Source organism: Leptospirales bacterium (assembly GCA_019694655.1).
Taxonomy (GTDB): domain Bacteria; phylum Spirochaetota; class Leptospiria; order Leptospirales; family Leptonemataceae; genus SSF53.
Genome location: JAIBBN010000003.1, coordinates 143,837 through 162,414, shown reverse-complemented (window position 1 = coordinate 162,414; position 18,578 = coordinate 143,837). Strand labels below are relative to the sequence as shown.

The window sequence follows — 18,578 nt, the reverse complement described above, 5'->3', positions numbered from 1 at the left end:
TGCAATTGTGCGCGCCGCTCGATGGCAAGAAAGTTCGCTGGTTCCAGAGCGTACACGCGCCTGCCCGGCGCCGGTTTCGCGGCTGCTTGGCGCCGGGTTGCGACTTCCGGAGCTGGAAGAGGGGCAGCGATTTGCCAGGGATTTTGGCCTCATTGTTTCGCACCGCGACGCTGCAGCACTCAGCCTGCGCGGCGCTGCGCCTTCGGACCCGGCGCTGCATGTTGAGCAAGGACCTCCGTCCCTTCTTCGCCTGGCGTTTCTGGCCGCGCGCGAACGCGATCTGGAAAACCTTGCGCGCAAGCGCTCTGGCGAACGCCGCAGCGGCGGTCTGTTTGGCAAGCCGGCGCTGGAGTTCGTCGATCCCGAGGGCCGCCTCATCGAGGTATGCGCCCATCCCAATCATGTAGAGAGCCTGGAACTTGCGCCGCGCTTGCCGCGCAATACGGTACGCGAGCACGATCGTCGCAATGAACCGATTCGCCTGCGGCCTCAGCCGACGCATATCTATCGATTGCACTCCGTAGAGCTGGGCGTCGGCGATATCGTCGGCGTCAGCCGCTGGTACCAGGATACGCTTGGCCTCTGCGCTTCCGAATTTTTGTTTCTTCCCGAAGAGGACCAGGAACCAGCGGCCGTTTTTCTGCGACCGAACAGCGGTCGCAAGGCAGTCGACCACCATTGCCTGGCGCTTTACAAATCGGCGCGACCTGGACTTATCTCCCTGAACTTCGAATGCGAGCATCTGGACGATCTGGCCATGGGCGGAGAATACCTGATCGAGCGCGGATGGCGCCGCATCTGGGGACCGGTGCGGCGTCGCGCTGGCAGCGCGCTTTACGATTGCTTTGCCGGCCCGGGGGACATGCCCTTTGCCCACGTCTGCGACGGCGATCGCGTCAACGGCCGATTCCCGGCTTCTTACAGTTCGCTCGCCGCTGGCGACGCCTTCCAGTTGTGGGGTCCGCGGCCGCCGGAACATTTCTTCAGCGGCGGCGTGAGCGCTCTGGGTCTGCTATTCCGTTCGTGGAATCCAGAGGAGCCCTGGCGCTGGCGCAGTCTGCGCTTGCTGCAACGCGCTCTGGAGACGGCAGCGGCGCCGCCGCAACCGCCCACTGGCAGCGGCGCCTGATTCAATGAAGCTGCCCGCACTGTCCGTTGAACAGTTTCCGGCCGTCCAGTGCGCAGCAGAATTGCGCCACGCTTTGGGTCGAAGCGGAGTGGCGACGCTCTCGGCGCCGCCGGGCGCCGGCAAGAGTACAGCGCTGCCGCTGGCTCTACTGGAGCTGCTTGGCGAAGGGCAACGCATGATTCTACTTTCGCCGCGCCGGATTGCAGCGCGGCTGACCGCCGCGCGCCTGGCCGAGCTGCTGGGATGCCGACTGGGCGATACGGTGGGCTACAGCGTTCGTCTGGAGAGTCGGACCAGCGCCGCAACGCGAATCGAGGTCGCTACCGAGGGCGTCCTCACACGACGCCTGCAACGCGATCCCGAACTGCCCGGCGTGGGACTCTTGATCTTTGATGAATTTCATGAGCGCAGCATCCATGCCGACCTGGCCCTGGCCCTGGCCCTGGAGGCGCGCGAGGCCCTGCGACCCGATCTGCGAATTCTGGTGATGAGCGCAACGCTGGATATGGCAGCGACCGCGCGCTACCTCGGCGACGCCCCGCAAATCCAGGCCAGCGGCAAACAATTTGATGTTAAATTAAACTACGAGGAGGAGGCGCCTTCGCTGCAAAGCGCGGCTCGCCAGTGCGCACAACAGCCAGCGGTCTTTGCCGATCGCTTTGCACGTTTCACGTTGCGCGCATTGCGTCAGAGCGCAGGCGATGCGCTGGTATTTCTACCGGGACAGGGGGAGATTCGTCGCGTGAGGGCCCGGCTGGAAACGATGCTTTCAGGCGAAGCGACGCTGGCGGCGCTCTATGGCGATCTGACACTGTCCGACCAACAACGCGCCTTGCAGCCCGATGCGCAAGGTCGTCGCAAGGTCACACTGAGCACCAATATTGCGGAGACATCGTTGACCATCGCCGGCATTCGCGTGGTGATTGACAGCGGCCTGGCTCGCGTCAGTCGCCTGGCGCCGGCGCGCGGGCTCGCCGCGCTGCACACCGAAGCAATTTCGCAAGCTTCCGCCACACAGCGCGCCGGGCGCGCCGGCCGTCTGACCGCCGGCGTAGCCTTCCGCCATTGGAGCCGCCGCGATGATGCGCTGCTTGTGGCCCATAACGAGGCCGAGATTTTGCACAGCGATCTTTGCCCGCTGGCGCTGGAGCTTGCCCTGTGGGGAGCGCAGGCGCCGCGCTGGCTGGATGCTCCGCCGCCCGCCGCCCTTGCTGAAGCGCGCAGTCTGCTGACGAAGCTTGGCGCCATTGATGGGCAGGGCGCGATCCAGAGCCTGGGCAGGGCCATGGCTTCGCTCAGCGTCCATCCGCGACTGGCCCGTATGATACTATGTGCGCCCAACGCATCGATGCAGGACGAGGCCTGTCGCATCGCCGTCTTGCTCTCGGAGCGCGATATTATGATCAACGATTCAACAGAAGGCCGCACCAGCATTGATCTAACGCGCCGCCTGGGTCTTCTCGCTGAACGCCATTCCTCAGCCCGCGGACAGGGGGCCTTCGCCCATCTGCTGCGCACGGCGGCGGCCTTGCAGCGTCAGGCCCGTCGAGCGCTCAGCACAACGCAGTCTGCGGCATTTCAAGCGCCAGCCAGCAGCGCCGGCGGATTGGTCGCCCTCGCCTATCCCGATCGCGTTGCAAAACGGCGGGCAGGCGGCGGCTATCTGCTGGCCAACGGCGGCGGCGCCTCCGCGCCAGAGAGCGATCCGCTGGCAGCTTCTCCCTTTCTGGCAATAGCCGATCTTGAGGCGAACGAGGCCGGGGCGCGCGTGCGCATCGCGGCCGCTCTTCCGGAAAACGAGCTACGCTCGATATTTAAGAATGACTTAGCAACTACGATTGCGGCGCGCTTGACCGGCGAAGGAGCTCGCGGCGAGGAAATTCACGAATTGCGTCTGGGGGCGCTGGCGCTGGAATCACGCAGCGCTCCGCTCTCCGCGGAGCGCGCCCATGAATTGATCTGGTCGCAACTTCGCCTGCGCGGTCTGGCGGCGCTGAAGATGCCGGAGGAGGCGGAACTCTTGCGTCGCCGCATTGAGTTCTTGCGCAGCCACGGCGAAGATCTGCCGCCCTGCGATGAAAACAGTCTGCTTGCCGAATTAGAAATCTGGCTGGCGCCCTTTGCACTCGACGCCGCTTCGCTCCGCGAACTGCAGCGCGTCGATCTTACTGGCGCGCTGCGCGCCAGGCTCAATCGCCAGCAGCTGCAACGACTGGAAGCAGGAGCGCCGGAGCGCCTTGCCGTTCCAAGCGGTTCGCAGATTGCTGTGGAATACGTCGGCGGCGAGGCGCGGCTGGCGGTCCGTTTGCAGGAAGTCTTTGGCCTCGCCGAGTCGCCGCGGATCGCCTTCGGTCGCGTGGCGCTGACTCTGGAACTGCTCAGCCCCGCTATGCGACCGATTCAGATAACGCGCGACCTGCGCAATTTCTGGAATCAAACCTACGCCGAAGTGCGCAAGGAACTTCGCGGCCGCTATCCGAAGCACCACTGGCCGGAAGACCCGTGGACGGCGTCGGCGGTGCGCGGCGCAAAACGCAAGCGCTGAGCCAGGAGATTACCAGTCGATAAACTCAAATGCGCTGCGGTAGTCGCCGTAGCGCTGGATGCGCTCCAGCAAGCGCTGGTAGAAAGGATGCGCCGCCAGCGTGCCGCTGTCGCCTACGACCAGGAGCAGACGACGGGCGCGGGTCATCGCTACGTTCATTCGCCGCACGTCCGCCAGAAACCCGGTCTCTCTGCGATCATTGCTGCGCACCAGACTTAAGGCAATCCAGTCGCGTTCGCCGCCTTGAAAAGCGTCAATGGTATCGGCGCTGATCCACTTCCAGTCAGCATGACGCTGGCGTAAACCGTCGCGCAAAAGTTGTGCCTGGGCGGCATAGGGCGTCAGGAGGCCGGCGCTCAAACCCGCCGCCTGAATTTCTGGAGCAAAAAGCTGCAGCAGCGAAAGCAGCAACTGCGCTTCGCCGGGATTGCGACGGCTCTTGCTATGCTCGTCCTGCTCCTCCTCCAGTTCGGCCCCGGCGGTATCGATGAAAATCAGCGGCGATTGAAAAATCTGCGCCGCGGGCGAAAGGCGCGCCTCTGCTGCGGGGTCGGTTTGCAATTGGCCGCCGTAGAACTCCTCATTAGAAGGAAGCGCAATCGCATGGCGCATGCGATACTGAACGGTTAAAAGCTGCGCCGGAACGCTTTGACGCTTCATCGCCTTTTCGAATAGCGTTTCGGCCAGCTGCGGCTCGCCGCAAAGGACGGTCGGCGCCAGCTGACAATGATCGCCCGCCATCACCAGACGAGGAGCGCGTAGCAAAGCAATCCACGCTTGCGGCTCAAGGGCCTGGGCCGCCTCATCCAGAAAAACAACGTCAAAGCGCCGATCGATCGGCAGTGCAGCACTGAGCGCGCCCAGCGTGCAACAGACCAATCGTGCGCCGCTGAGCAGCGCCTGCAGCTGCGCGTGTTCCATTTGCTGCAATTGCGTACGCAACTGACGGGCCTGCTCGCGCAGAGCGGCTCGCTCGCTGCGTTCTCGCGGTCCAAAGTTCCGGCGAAATCTCCGCGCCTCCTGCAATGTCCGCTCCAGTTCGCGACGCGCCCGAGCCAGCGCAGGCGCCTCTGGACTGCGCTCCAGCCATCCGTCAAGGGTCAGACCGTGCAGCGTCTCATCCACGCGCGCCGGATGTCCCAGACGAAGTACTGCCAGACCGGCGGCATGCAAGCGTTCGCTGAGCAAATCGACGGCGCGATTGGAGGGCGCAACGGCCAGCACGCTTTGACCGGCCGCCAGACAGGCGGCGATCGCCGCAGTGGTTGCCGTAGTCTTGCCCGTACCTGGCGGGCCGTGAATCAGCGCTGCCGGATTTGCGCCAAGCGCCAGGCGCGCTGCACTGCGCTGCGAGGAATTGAGCGCCGCTCTGTCAATTGCCGCGGAGGCCGCCGGCGGAATCTCGCTTGAGACCCCCGAGGTCGATCGATAGCCAAGCAGGCCATCGCGCAGCCAGCGAAAGTCGGCATCTTTTGCCGCAATCGCCAGTTGCAAAGCGCGGCGCATGTCCTCGTAGGCGCTTTGATCAAAGCGTCGCCACAGAGCCAGTTCACAGCTCTCATCAAACTCTGGAAATTCTTCTACAACTGCCTCAAGCTCGCGCTCGCTGGCCCAGACAACGATGGCAGCCAGACGCTGCCACTGCGCCTCGTCGCGACGCCAGGCCAGCATTGCCGGCTGGCCGCTCTGGAATACGCGACGACGCACAGCGCTGGCATGCGAAAGGCGCAGGCGATAGCGGCCGCCGACAATACTGCGCAATTCGCTGAAGCTGAGCCGATCGAGCGCTGCGCCGCTGGCAACGCGCTCGGCCAAACTCTTTGCTTCCAGTTCTTCCTCAAAACGCTTACGATCTGCCTCTTGCTCGATTTCAAGCAAGGCCAGCAGATGTTGCAATTCATGAGCCGCGTCGGGCCAGGCGGGGCTTTCCGGCTTTACAGGACTCATTGGCGCGACACTTTCCGCGGCGATGGCCCGGCGCCCACCGCTATCGGAACGATGTCCCAGCTGTTTTTTACGACGCAGCCTGTGTCCCTGCGCACGCTTGCCGCAGATTGCCGCCCGTTGCGAGCTCCTGGTAGTCATGCATGCCTCGATGCGCAAGTGGACCAGCAATACAGCGCGTCTGGCCTGCCTGGCATTGCCCGGGGCGCGCATCGTCCTGCATGGCAATCCCGAGGGGCCATTGCGCAGCGAAGACCTGGCGCCGCGGCAAGCGGGCGCCAAAAGACTCTACCTCTATCCATCGGCGGGCGCCCCGGAGCTCACGGCGCAATGGGCAGCGCAGTGGAAAGGGCCGCTGCAGTTGATTGTGCCCGACGGAGCGTGGGGTCAGACGCGAAAGTTTTTCCGACGGCTGCCGGGCATGGAAAACGTCAGCAGCGTGCGCTTGCCCGAAGGCGTACGGCAGCGATTCGCCTTGCGCCGTCAGCACCTGCAAGAGGGGCTGTCCAGCGGCGAGGCCATCGCTCTCGCCCTGGGCGCGCTGGAGGGGCCGGCTGTGCAGTCGGCGCTGGAAGATTTTCTGTATGGCATACTATCGGAGATGATGCAGCGTCGCGGGAAAATAGCGCGTCTGCCATCGCACCAGGCGCTGCACGGCGCCGTCTAAACCTGGCGAGGAAGAAATGAACCGCATTCAGTGGATTGAGACGCTGCTGGTCGAGCTAACACGCTGGCCACAGCGCGGCCTGATCGATGGCCAGCAGAGCGAGCGCATTGCCGCAGAATATCGCAGCGAGTTGCAGCAGTTGCAGGCAGCGGCCAAAGCCCGATCGGGAGGCGGCGTTCGCATCCGACTGCCGGCCATTTTGATTGGAATGGCGGCGCTGCTCATTGGCCTGGGATTGATCCTGTTCTACTCAGCGAACTGGGCAGCTATGTCGCCAACATCGCGGCTGATCCAGATTCTCGCGGCGCTGGTTGCAATCCACAGCGCAACCTTTGTCTTTTACTTTGTTCGACCGCATCCGCTGGCGGCGCGCGGTCTGTTGCTGATTGGTCTCCTGGCCTTTGGCGCGGCCATTGGACTGGTTGCCCAGATCTATCATATCAGCGCTCATCCGACCAACGGACTGCTGCTCTGGCTGGCGGTCAGCGCGCTGCTTTCGCTCCTGCTTCTGGAACGCTGGGGGCTCTACGCCAGCTTGCTGCTGTCTATCATCTGGTACGCCTGGGAACGGGGCGAATACGATCATCTGAGCCCGCATTTTCTGATCTTCCCGCTGCTGCTTGGTTTCGCCTTCTGGAAGATTCGCGATCGAATCGGACTGTGGTTGTGTTCGCTGACGCTGCCGCTCTACGCGCTCTTCAGTCTGGCCTACTGGAGCGACAGCGATGCCAGCGGCGTTATCCTGATCGCAGCTCTGGCCGCCGGCGGCGCGTTACTTCTGTCCGTCGCCCGTCTGCCGGGCGACGAGATAACGGCGCTCAGTCAACAGACCGCGCGCCTGCTTGGCTGGGTATTCTGTTCGCTGCCAGCCATGCTATTGGCCTGGCCGCTTAAATTGGAGGGCGGCTTTGCCCTTGTCGATGCTGCGCCGCTGGTTCCCCGCCTGCTGCTGGCGGCCTTCTGGCTGAGCGCCCTTGGACTCACGCTCTGGCAGAGGCGCAGCGGCGCTGTCTACCTGCAAATCCTGGCCTTGCTTCTGGCGCTCTTGCCGCTCAGTTTTCCGATTCAAAACCAGGCAGCGCTGGTCGCCGTGATGCACACGGCATTGCTGGCGCTACTGGCTGGTTTGCTCTTTCTATCCTACTTTGAAGAAGGCGCCAGCGGCGTGGATCGCGCCGCGGCCTTCTTGATTGCGATCGTAGCACTGTTCAGTAAAGCCATCGGGCTATTTGCACTGGCTGTCAGCTCCAGCTCCGCCGGAGAAGGCGGCGTCTTCTACATCGCCTACAACCTGGGCTTCTTGCTTTTTGCCTCGGTGGCGTTTATGATCAATGAACTGACGGCGACCTGGCTGCCAGAGCGGCCGGGACGCAGCTATCCTGGCGGCGTGCTGCGCGCCATCATTGGCGCCGCAGTATTTCTGTTTCTTTACGCGATCTCCTTCAAGCCTGGCATTCAGGACTCCATCCAGCAGGCCGGCGGCGTCGTGCTGGCCTTGATCGCCCTTTTTGCCGGCGTGGCGCTGGCGCTCTTTGGCGCCGCTTACTACAAAGTCAAAGAGCGGCTGCCGGCCGGCATGGCCTTTGGCATCTTTGCCCTCACGCTGTTGATGTTGTTTGTGAGCGGACCGCACACGCCGGTCATTGTCTACCAGCTGATTTTCAATTTCATGCTGCTGGCCTTCAGCGGCCTGGCCCTGCTCTACAGCGTACGCATCAATTCGGCGGCGCTGGCCAATGCCGCAATTGGCGCCTTTGCGCTGCACGCCGCCACGCGCGTCATCGATACCTTCTGGGATTTGCTCAGCGGTTCGCTGCTTTTTATAACCTGCGGCGTCCTTCTGTTTGCGCTCGGTATGATCCTGGAGCGACAGCGACGCCGCCTGCTGGCGCAAATGGAACAAGGAGAAGCAAAGCATGGATAAGCTCTGGAACCGGTTGCGATTTCCCGGATTCGTTGCGCTGATCATCCTGCAGCTGGCAGCGCTTGGTCAGATGGTATTTGCGCGTCAGCATTTGCTCGACAGCGGGCTGCCGGCCTTGCTTGCCGTGCAGCCGCTGGACCCGCGCAGTTTGCTCTCCGGCTACTACGTGCGTCTGGACCTGGCGGCGAGTCGTATTGAAGCGAGTGTACCGCGCCTGCCGGCCACGGACACCGCGCAGTGGAAGCAAGGAGAAACGGTCTTTGTTCAACTCAGCAAAGAAGAGGGCCGCACCGTACGCCATGTATCAGCTATCAGCCGCGATCGGCGTTTGCTGACAACCCCGGGCGCCATCGTGCTGCGCGGGCGCGTTGTCGAAAGCTGGGAGCAGCGCCTCGTCTTGAATTACGGCATCGAGGAATACTTCACGCCGCAAAGCGAGGCCGCGCGCATCGAAGAGGCTGTGGCTGCAGCCAGCATCGAACAGGGGCGCAATGCCGAACCGCCGGCCGCCTACGTGGAAATTGCCGTTGATCCGGAAAGCGGCGAAGGCGCGTTGCGGCGACTGTTCATCAAAGGCCAGCCGGTTCAATTCCATTGAGAGCCATCAAGAAGCGCGCCGCTGCCGCGCTCTCCAGACAACAAACGAGATCAATACAGTCAGGCCGCTCAAGGGCAGCACTGCATAGAGCATTGCGTTACTGAACAACTCCAGACGCGGATTGTTCTGTCCCTTGAGCGCCAGAAAGCTCACGTAGGCAATGTAGTAAGCCAGAAAGAGCAATCCTTCCCAGCGCTGCATGTTGAAGCCGCGCATGAAAACGGGCAGGCAGACCGCCGCCACCGCAATCATCACCGGCAAATCAAAATGCAAAGCAGTCTGCGATATAACTATGCCTTGATTGGAGATGCCGGCGGCGGCGCCCAGCACCAGCAAGAGATTGAAGATATTCGAGCCGACCACATTGCCAACAGCGATGTCACGCTCGCCTTTCAAGGCCGCCGCAACCGAAGCAGCGACCTCTGGCAAGGAGGTGCCCGTCGCAACAATTGTCAAACCGATGACCAGCTCGCTGACGCCAAGGTAGCGCGCCAGAGAGATGGCGCCGTCTACCAGCCAGCGCGAACCCAAACCCAGCATGCCCAGCCCGATGGCAATGAGCAGCAGCTGCCAGAGAATCGACTTTGCGCCGCCAGGCGCTTCGCTTTCGCCAAATTCTCCGGAGTATTCTTCCTGCACGCTTTTTGTTTCGCGTCGACTGAGCCAGACCACCAGGATCGTATAAGCGACTGCGCCGATGACCAGCACAAGGCCCTCCCAGCGCTGGATGCGCCCATCCAGGGCAAATACAAAGGTCAACGCAGATACGCCAATCATCACCGGCACATCAAGGCGAATGATCTGCTGATGAATGATCAACGGCGTGATTGCCGCTGAAATTCCAAGGATGACCAGTACATTGAAAATGTTGGAGCCCACCACATTGCCCAGGGCTATGTCGGCTTGATTATGCAGCGCGGCAACGGTGCTGACGGCCAGCTCCGGGCTGCTGGTTCCGTAAGCGACGATGGTCAGACCGATCACCAGCGGCGATACGCGCAGCGCAAGGGCCAGTCGGGAAGCGCCGCGAACCAGCAATTCGGCGCCGGCGACCAGCAATACGATACCAACAATGAAAAGCAGCAGCGTAATCCAATCCATAGCGGCGCCACTTCGGCTTCAGGCTTTGCCGTTGGCCAGCCCGATGCAGGCTGGCCAATGCCTCTAAGTCTGGAAAATTTCCGCCTCCGGCTGCACTGAGCTCTAAGGAGCGCTGCGGCGCGATCGTCGCAAATGTACAATCAGCAAGACCAACAGCGTGGCGCCGGTGATCGGCAGCAAACCATAGAGCGCCGCCTGCCCAAAGAGCGCGGCGTTGGCGCTGTGTTCGCCCTTCAAGGCCAGGTAAGCAGCGTAGACTACATAGTAAGAGAGAAAAAGGCCGCCCTCCCAGCGCTCCACGCTGAAGCCGCGCAGAAAGACCGGCACAAAGAGCAGAGCCGTAGCCAGCATCACCGGCAGATCAAGGCCTAAGACATCTGGCGAGACGGCCACGCCGCGCGCCGAAATGGCGCTGCTGGCGCCCAGCACGAACAGCAGGTTAAAGATGCTGGAGCCGATCACATTTCCGACAGCAATTTCACGCTCGCCTTTGATTGCTGCGGCGACCGAGGCGGCAACTTCCGGCAACGAAGTGCCGGCGGCAACAATGGTCAGACCAATTACCAGCTCGCTGAGTCCGGCATAGCGCGCCAGGGCCACAGCGCCATCCACCAGCCATCGCGATCCGATTCCAAGGAGAACCAGGCCGGAAAACAAGAGGCCAATCTGCCACAGGATCTGTCTGGCGCCGCGAGGCCTTTCACTTTCGTCGATGAGTTCTGCGGCCTCGGTTTTTTCCAGAGCCAGCGCCCTGCTCTGCCGTCGGCTGATCCAGACCAGCAAGATCGTGTAAACTACCGCGCCTGCAAATAGCGTCGCCCCCTCCAGGCGTCCAATCACGCCGTCCAGCGCAAAGAGCCAGGTCAAGAGCGAGACTCCAATCAAGATTGGCACATCGACGCGCACCAGCTGGCGAGCGATAACCAGCGGAGCGATGGCAGCAGACAGCCCAAGGACGACAAGGTTGTTGAAGATATTGGATCCGACCACGTTGCCGACGGCAATGTCGGGCTGCGCCTGCAGCGCCGAGTTAAGGCTGACTGCAAATTCCGGGCTACTGGTGCCGTAGGCAACTACTGTCAGGCCAATCACCAGCGGCGATACTTGAAAGGCCAGAGCCAGGCGCGAGGCCCCGCGCACCAGCCACTCGGCGCCAATAACCAGTAATGCAATACCGCAGAGAAAAAGAAAGATCGTCAAGAGCGACATGTACGCTGGCAATCTGCAGCCTGCTGCGCCTGAGGGCCAGCCGTTTCCATCATCGCCGTGGAGCGCTGCTCAGTCGATGCCCGCCAGACTGCCGCCGGCAGCAAATAATCGATCGATCCGCTTCAGTGTGCGCGGATCCTCGATCAAGGGCGGGGCATGATGCGGCTTCGATCTGGCGTCAATCAGCAGCGTTCCCTTGCAGCCCCAGTGCTTGTGTCGAATCTCCTGTCCGGCGCCATGTATGTCGTGCGAGGGATTCGATCTGGTAAAAAGCGTCCAGAGCAGGTTGTTCAGCGTCGCCGCTGCAAAGCCGACGTCGTCGACCAGCGCCGCCAGTGGGAAACCTTGCAATTCGTCAGCACAACGCTCCAGACAGCGCAACAAAGGCGCAAGTTGCCCGTCATTTAGCCTATAGCTTCGAAAGCGCGGCCCAGCGAGCAGTAGAATGCCGGGCATCGCCGCCTGCAGCCCGGAGAAACCGCGCGGCAGTCGAATGTCAGGAACGCGCGCCTGCAGCCGACGCCGTGGCGCGCCGGCGGCGGCAATCACCAATTTGGATCCCTGATTCAAACCCTGGCCAGAATAATCCAGGGTATCGATGGTCGTCGCCGTTTGAAAATGCAAATCGCGCCGCCAGTCGACGCGTTGCAGCATGTGTTGCAGAAATGACGGAATATTGTGGGCATCAAGCTGTGGATCATCTTCGCCGGCCGCAATCCAGAGGTACTTGGCCAGCGAAGCCTGATTGAATCCCAGCACAGCATTGGCAATCGTCAGCAGTTCCATGGGCTGACGCGCCTGGTAGGGAGCAAAACGTTCGCTGCCAACGGCCAGCAGCAGCGGATGCACGCCGGCCGCATCCACAGCATGCATCTGGCGCAGTCCCGGAATCATCACCGGCGCCATCGGCGCAGCAATCTCGTGGATCAATTTTCCAAAGATGGTATCTTCCTGCGGCGGTCGGCCAACCGTCGTCATCGGCCAGACGGCATTGCTTCGGGCGTAAACGCCGCGCACGCGCAACACCGGGAAAGGATGGCGGAGAGAATAGTAGCCAAGGTGATCGCCAAAGGGCCCTTCCGGCTTCAATTCGTCGGCTATTTCGCCGGTAATCAGGAAGTCGGCGTCGACTGGCGCCAGCACGCCGTCTACCCGTCGCCATCGCAGGTTGCGTCCGGCCAGCGCTCCGGCAAAGGCCAGCTCTGGCATCGACTCGGGCAGCGGCATCACCGCTGCAAAAGCATGTGCTGGCGGACCGCCTACTGCAATACAAACCTTAAGCCGCTGGCCCTGTTCGAGGGCCAGGCTGTGGTGCACGCCAATTCCGCGGCGAATCTGATAGTGCAGTCCAATTTCTTCATCGCGCTGGTAACGATTGCCGTTCAACTGCACGCGATACATGCCGAGATTGGAATGGCGCCAGCCAGGCAAGCGAGGGTGCTCGCTGAGCGCCTGCGGCAGCGTGATGAAGGCGCCGCCATCGCGCGGCCAGCCGACGATCATCGGCAGATCGCTGATCCGCAGACGACGCTGTAAGGCCGGCGCGCGCCAGGCCGGCAGGGGGAAGGCATGCGCTGCAGCCCGTACGGCGCGCAACAGTTGCATTGGATTTTGCAACAGCTGCTGTGGATTGGCGCGCGCCCCGACCAGAGCGCTGACGCCAGACAGCGTGCGGCGGAAGATGTAGCGGGCGCGATCGATCTGCCCAAAGGCGTTGGCCAGAACGGGAAATTCCGTTCCCTTTACATTAGTAAAGAGCAGCGCCGGTCCGCCGGCGGCGAAGACGCGCCGCTGCACGGCCGCCAGTTCCAGACGTGGATCAAGTTCTTCGGAGACGCGGCGCAGCATGCCGACAGACTCCAGCTCGCGCGCCAGATCGCTCTGGCTTTGGATGGCCATAGATCCGACAGAAAGCCATTGCTTCGTTGCGCTGCGACCAAATTTGTAAAGCTTTGTGAAAAACGGCGGCGACAGGCGGCGCGGGCATTACTATTTCGAGATACCCTATGTTGTATGTAGAAAATCTTGGCCGCGATTATCGGCGCGGCGACAGCGTCCTGACAGTACTCGATGGCGTCGCCCTGAACATCAAGGAACGGGAGTTTGTGGCAATCACCGGCCCCTCCGGCAGCGGCAAGTCCACCTTGCTCGGCTTGCTGGCCGGCCTGGATCGACCCAGCCGCGGTCAGATTGTTGTGGATGGCATCGACATCACCGCACTCAGCGAGGACCGGCTCTCGGATTTGCGCGCCAGAAAGATGGGCTTTGTCTTCCAGTCCTTTCACTTGATCCAGACGCTGACCGCTCTGGAAAATGTGCGCGTGCCGGCAGAGTTGCTGCGCGATGCCGCGGCCGCAGCGCGGGCCGCTGAATGGCTGCAGCGCGTGGGGCTGGGCGACCGCGCCGCGCACTACCCGGCGCAATTGAGCGGCGGCGAGATGCAACGGGTGGCCATTGCCCGCGCCTCGATTACACATCCGCGAATCCTGTTTGCCGATGAACCAACCGGCAATCTGGACTCGCAAAATGGACAGATCGTAATGGATATCCTGCTGGAAACCAACCGGCGCTCCACGCTGGTGCTGGTGACGCACAATCCACAATTGGCCGCCCTGGCCGCTCGCGAGATCCAGTTGCGCGATGGCCGCATCCACCGCATCATTGAACATGGCCGTCGCGGCAAGGGCGCCGCCGTCCACAGCAAGGCAGCCGCACGAAGCAAAGGCATCCCAAAGCGATCGAGCGCCGGCCGTGCGCGCGCCGTGAAGAGTGGAAAATCTCGCCCATGAACTGGCAGAGCGCCTTGCGCCTGGCTCTTGCCGAAATGCGCCGCTCCGGCGGCAAGCTGGCCTTCTGTATTTTTGCCATTGCCGTTGGCGTTGCGGCGCTGACCGCGGTGCGAACGGCGATTGAAAGTCTGGAGGAAGCTGTCGCCCGTCAGTCGCGCAGCTTGATGGGCGCCGATCTGAGCCTGGAATCCAATGCTCCGTTGCAGTCCACAGCCAGCGGCGCATCTATGTTGCGCGATTTACAATCGCGCGGCGCACGCTTTGCAGATTTGATCGAATTCAATTCAATGCTCCTGGCCCCCGCGCGGTCCGGAGCAGGCGCGGACCTGGCGCGACTGGCGCGGGTGCGCGCCATTTCCGATGCCTTCCCTTTCTATGGAAGGATTGAAACCAGGCCGGCCGGCGCCTGGCAGGCCCTGCAGCGCCGCAGCGAGCGCGGCTTGATTGCCGATCCGCAGCTGGAAGCAGCGCTGTCGCTGCGCCCCGGCCAGAAATTGATGCTCGGCAAGGCCGAGTTTGTCTACCTGGGCAGTTTTCTCAAAACGCCAGGCAGCCCGGCCTCCGGCGTGGGCATTGCGCCAGTGGTCTACATTGCTAGCGCTCATCTGGCCGAGACCGGTCTGGTTCAAACCGGCAGCCGCATCCGCTATCGCAAACTGGTTCTGGCCCCGGCGGCTCTGGACGTGCTTGATTGGAAGGAACGAAACTGGGAAGCGGCCTCGCAATCCTATATCGAAATTGAAAGCTATCGCGAGGCTGTATCCGGATTGCAGCGTTTTCTGGCGCGGCTTTCCAGCTTTCTGTCGATTAGCGGGATGATCACACTGCTGCTGGGCGGTCTGGGTATTGGCTCGGCTATGACTGTCTTTATCAAGGATCGCCTGGATCACGCCGCCATTCTGCGCAGCATGGGCGCCCGACCCGGCGATGTTTTTCGTATCTATCTGTTGCTGGCGATGATGCTGGGCGCGATTGGCAGCCTGCTTGGCGTAATTCCCGGCGCGCTCTTTGCCGGCGCTCTGGAATGGCTTGCGCGGAGCGAATTGGTGCGCGGCATGTTGCCGATTGAACTGCACGCTTCTTTCAGCTGGCGCGCCTGCGTCGAGGGCGCCCTGGCCGGATTGATTGCTACCTTTGTCTTCACTCTATTGCCGGTCTATCGCATTCGTTCCGTTTCACCGCTGCGCGTATTGCGTCGCTCCGATGAAAAAACTGCGCTGCAATGGCGCGACTGGCTGGTCTATGGCCTGGGCGGCGCCGGATTGACGGCGGCGGTGGCGCTGCTGACCATCACACAAACGCGCTCGCTGTGGGCTTCGCTCTACTTCTGTGGCGCTGTTCTGACTGCGGTGGCGCTGCTCTTTGCGCTGGCGCAGGCGGCGATGCGCCTCACGCGGCTCTTTTTGCCGCGCATTCGCTCCTACCTGATCCGGCAGGGGGCGGCCAACCTCTATCGACCTGGCAACCAGACCAGCGCGGTGATTGTCGCCACCGGCCTGGGCGCGCTATTGCTGGCGACAGTATTTATTTTTGAGGCTAGCTTTCAAAAAGAGATAGCGCTCAGCGTCGACCAGAACCGACCCAATCTTTTTGTCATCGATATCCAGCCCGACCAGCGAGAAAACTTCGAGCGCTGGAGTGCGGCACAGCCCTCGGTCAGTCGTTTCTCCATTGCGCCAATGGTCACGGCGCGCATCAAAGCGATCAACGGTCGCCCGATCGATGTGGTCCATGTGGAGCGCGACAGCGTGCAACGCTCGTGGGAAGATCGAGCGCGCACGCGCGAGTATTTCTTGTCCTACCGCGAACAGTTGATTGCTTCCGAAACGGTGGTTGCGGGGCGCTTCTGGTCGGGCCGTCCGCCGACGCAGGAGGTCTCCCTTGACGAACAATGGGCTAAAACCATGGACGTCGATCTGGGCGATGTACTGACTTTTGATATTCAGGGTCTCCCCCTCGATGCGAAGATCACCTCGCTGCGCGACGTGCAGTGGCAGTCGATGCAACCCAATACGATGGTGCTGCTGAGTCCCGGCGAAATCGAGTACGCGCCGCGCGTTTATATGGCCAGCTTTCGCGCCGCCACGCCTGGCGACGTGATTCGATTGCAGGCCGAGGCGGCGCGGCGCTTTCCAAATCTGACGATCATCGATGTAACCGAAGCGGCCAATCAACTGGGCGCCATCCTGGGCACGATTTCGGCCGTGCTCCAGTTTCTGGCCTTGCTGACCGCATTGAACGGAGTAGTCATACTGGCCGGCGCGATTGCAGCGGGACGCTTTGCCCGATTGCGCGAGTCGATGCTGCTCAAGACGCTGGGGGCCAGCTTCCGCGATCTCAACATCATCCTGGCGACGGAGTATGCGCTGCTGGCGACGCTGGGAGTCTTCGCCGGTTGGATTCTGGCGGAGGGCCTCAACCGCGCGCTGTTGAGCTATCTGTTTCACGCCTCGGCAGCGCCGCCCTATGCAACGCTGCTGCTGTTGGGCCTGGCGATCATTGCCCTGAACACGCTGACCGGCCTGGCGATCAGTCGCGACGTAGCGCGCGCCCGGCCGCTGCAAATTCTGCGCGAGGAGTAGCCTGGCCAGCGCGCTAGTTCTGCAGGTCCATTGCCTCGATGGCTTCGGCGGCGGCGCGCTCGCCGGAAAGTAAGGCGCCGTGAACTGTTGAGGGATACTCCTCATGCGTATGTTCGCCGGCAAAGAACAGTCGATCCTCGATTGGAGCCGCCAGTTTGCTGATGTCGCTAAGGCGTCCGCCAGGCGCTACGTGGACGTAGCTTCCGCCGGCAAAGGGATCGGAACGCCAGGCGGTGGAGCGCGCCGCTGCGGGCGCAGGAGCGCCTGGGAACATGCTGCGCAGAGCGGCCATGGCCAGGGCCGCGGCCTGCGTCGACGAAGATCGATCAATCTCTAGCGCCGATTGACCGCAACACAGAGCGACCAGCGCTGGTCGGCCCACGACTGCGCTGTAGTTCCAGAATTCAAAGGGCAGTCGATGGTCGAGCGAAGCAAAGCGCGTGACATCCGGCCAGAATTTGCGCGGAAAAAGCATAGCCACCTTATTCATTAGACCGCTGTGGATCCCCGCCGCAGCGGCGCGCAGCGATGCCGGCAGCGTCGGCTGAAAATCTATGCGCCCACTGAGCAGCACGGGCAATGGCAGCGTCGAGATGCAAACCGCAGCCTCAAGAGTTCCCTGATTGGTTTCGATGGCCACGCCAGAGGGACGCAGAGACAGACGCCTTACCACGCAGGACTTACGGATTTCGATGCCCTGAGCAAGCGTTTGCAACGCACTCCAGGCGCCTCCGGGAAAGAGCATATGCTCTCCGGGAAACTGGGAATCTTCGTCGACCTCTGCAGGCGACAGGTCATGGGCCTCGGCTGCGTACTCCAGTTCCACATCAGAATAGATGAACCACCGCGCCACATCGCGACGGTTTGCAGCGATGGCGGCGATGGGCCCCTGCAGCGCAGCTGCCAGCGAGGACGCGCCGGCATTGTCTTTGGCCTCGGCCAGCATGCGTCTTGCCAGCGCCTCGCCTTGCTCCAGCTCGTCGTCGCTTAACTCCTGGCGACCTCGAAACAAGGCCAGGGAATCAAAATCTGTGGGCGCAAGACGCAGCCCGGCAGCGGAAGCCAGACGATAGAAGGGATTGCCGGTCGAGGCGCCGTGGATCCAGGCGGCGCCCATGTCGAAGGCGGCGCCATCGATGGACTCGCTCCATACCCGTCCGCCGGCGCGTGCGCGCGCCTCGAGCACCACAACACGCGCGCCAGCGCGCTTCAGTCGCTGCGCCGCGGCAAGCCCCGCGGCCCCGGCGCCGATCACTGCCGCCAGCGGGGCGGCCTGTGCCGCCAGCGGACGATGCCAGCCCGCCGCCGCGGCGCCAAAGAGCGCCGCCAATCGCAAAAAGTCGCGTCTGCGGATCGGGCGCTGCCAGGCTTGCTGTTGTTCAATCATGTGTTCTGATCCCGCAGATACGGACGGAGCGCCTGCCAGATATTTTCCGCCATGATTTCGGCGCCGCGCGGCGTTGGATGGATGCCATCGTCCTGATTCAGCTCCGGTTTACCGGCAATACCGGCCAGCGGAAAAGGCAAGAGCGTAGCGCCGCTCGATTTCGCAGCGCGCGGAAAGATGCGCGCATAGTCGCGTACATAAGCCGGGCCCATGTTCGGAAAGGTATGCATCTGAAAAATATATACCTGAATTGATGGATCGAAAGCTCGAATGCGCGATACAATTTCAATCAGGTTTTTTTCTATTTCAGCCACGGGCTGGCCGCGCATCGCGTCGTTTGACCCAAGCTCAATAGCAATGATCTTGAGCTTTAAGTCCGGGCGCAAGTACCAGTTCAAGCGCGCCAGGCCGCCCGCGCTGGTATCGCCGGAACGACCGCCATTGATGACCCGGTAATTCATCCCCGCGGCAAGCAGCTTTTGTTCAAAGAGCGCCGGCGGCGCCTGATTGGCTTCCAGGCGGTAGCCCGCAATCAAGCTGTCGCCCAGAAAGAGTATGGCCGGCCGTTCATCGGCCTCTGCCACGGGCTGCGCCTCCGGCGAACACTGGGCTGCCAGCGCAAAGAGCATGGACAGGATGACGGCTATCGCTTTCATGTTCGGTCATCGGAAAGCGTGCCAGATAGCCAGTCAAATGTCCTTCG

General features: G+C 62.1%; 13 protein-coding genes. 7 read left to right on the top strand and 6 right to left on the bottom strand.

Annotation, left to right across the window (positions count from 1 at the left end):
* Nucleotides 1–7: 7 nt before the first annotated feature.
* Nucleotides 8–1,129 carry a hypothetical protein gene (locus K1X75_06600; protein ID MBX7057719.1) on the top strand — a complete coding sequence of 374 codons (1,122 nt, stop codon included), beginning with the start codon at nucleotides 8–10 and terminating at the stop codon, nucleotides 1,127–1,129.
* Nucleotides 1,130–1,133: 4 nt separating this feature from the next.
* Complete coding sequence (hrpB, locus tag K1X75_06595) at nucleotides 1,134–3,674, top strand: ATP-dependent helicase HrpB (protein MBX7057718.1); 2,541 nt, start codon at nucleotides 1,134–1,136, stop codon at nucleotides 3,672–3,674.
* Between the two features lie 9 nt (nucleotides 3,675–3,683).
* Here hrpB and K1X75_06590 read toward each other — a convergent pair whose 3' ends face one another.
* Complete coding sequence (locus K1X75_06590; protein MBX7057717.1) at nucleotides 3,684–5,621, bottom strand: AAA family ATPase; 1,938 nt, start codon at nucleotides 5,619–5,621, stop codon at nucleotides 3,684–3,686.
* Between the two features lie 22 nt (nucleotides 5,622–5,643).
* Here K1X75_06590 and K1X75_06585 point away from each other — a divergent pair, with 22 nt between their 5' ends.
* Genes K1X75_06585 through K1X75_06575 form a run of 3 tightly spaced genes read left to right on the top strand, consistent with a single transcriptional unit; the run spans nucleotide 5,644 to nucleotide 8,807 of the window.
* The gene (locus K1X75_06585; protein MBX7057716.1) at nucleotides 5,644–6,285 is read left to right on the top strand and encodes a DTW domain-containing protein; all 642 of its coding nucleotides are present in this window, start codon (nucleotides 5,644–5,646) and stop codon (nucleotides 6,283–6,285) included.
* Nucleotides 6,286–6,301: 16 nt separating this feature from the next.
* Nucleotides 6,302–8,209: a DUF2157 domain-containing protein gene (locus K1X75_06580; protein MBX7057715.1), complete on the top strand. Its 1,908-nt coding sequence runs from the start codon at nucleotides 6,302–6,304 to the stop codon at nucleotides 8,207–8,209.
* Nucleotides 8,202–8,807, top strand: a complete 606-nt coding sequence (locus tag K1X75_06575; GenBank protein ID MBX7057714.1) for a GDYXXLXY domain-containing protein — start codon at nucleotides 8,202–8,204, stop codon at nucleotides 8,805–8,807. Before K1X75_06580 ends, K1X75_06575 begins: the two co-directional genes overlap by 8 nt.
* 6 nt (nucleotides 8,808–8,813) lie before the next feature.
* Here K1X75_06575 and K1X75_06570 read toward each other — a convergent pair whose 3' ends face one another.
* The 3 genes from K1X75_06570 to K1X75_06560 form a co-directional block, all read right to left on the bottom strand.
* A complete protein-coding gene (locus tag K1X75_06570; protein ID MBX7057713.1) occupies nucleotides 8,814–9,908 on the bottom strand; it encodes a calcium/sodium antiporter in 1,095 nt (364 codons plus the stop codon).
* 102 nt (nucleotides 9,909–10,010) lie between these two features.
* Entirely contained in the window at nucleotides 10,011–11,117 is a 1,107-nt protein-coding gene (locus K1X75_06565) for a calcium/sodium antiporter (GenBank protein MBX7057712.1), read from the bottom strand.
* A 69-nt stretch (nucleotides 11,118–11,186) separates the two neighbouring features.
* A complete protein-coding gene (locus tag K1X75_06560; protein ID MBX7057711.1) occupies nucleotides 11,187–13,016 on the bottom strand; it encodes a UbiD family decarboxylase in 1,830 nt (609 codons plus the stop codon).
* 107 nt (nucleotides 13,017–13,123) lie between these two features.
* On the opposite strand from K1X75_06560, the gene K1X75_06555 reads away from it, so the two are divergent.
* Both K1X75_06555 and K1X75_06550 read left to right on the top strand, forming a co-directional pair.
* Nucleotides 13,124–13,906 (top strand): ABC transporter ATP-binding protein, encoded by a 783-nt coding sequence (locus K1X75_06555; GenBank protein ID MBX7057710.1) that lies wholly within the window; start codon nucleotides 13,124–13,126, stop codon nucleotides 13,904–13,906.
* Nucleotides 13,903–16,488, top strand: coding sequence for an FtsX-like permease family protein (locus tag K1X75_06550; protein MBX7057709.1), 2,586 nt, complete (start codon nucleotides 13,903–13,905; stop codon nucleotides 16,486–16,488). Before K1X75_06555 ends, K1X75_06550 begins: the two co-directional genes overlap by 4 nt.
* Before the next feature lie 13 nt (nucleotides 16,489–16,501).
* Here the strand turns inward: K1X75_06550 and K1X75_06545 are convergent, their stop codons facing one another.
* Nucleotides 16,502–17,875: an FAD-dependent oxidoreductase gene (locus K1X75_06545; protein MBX7057708.1), complete on the bottom strand. Its 1,374-nt coding sequence runs from the start codon at nucleotides 17,873–17,875 to the stop codon at nucleotides 16,502–16,504.
* Nucleotides 17,872–18,531 (bottom strand): arylesterase, encoded by a 660-nt coding sequence (locus tag K1X75_06540; GenBank protein MBX7057707.1) that lies wholly within the window; start codon nucleotides 18,529–18,531, stop codon nucleotides 17,872–17,874. The genes K1X75_06545 and K1X75_06540 overlap by 4 nt, the downstream gene beginning before the upstream one ends.
* Between the last annotated feature and the right edge of the window lie 47 nt (nucleotides 18,532–18,578).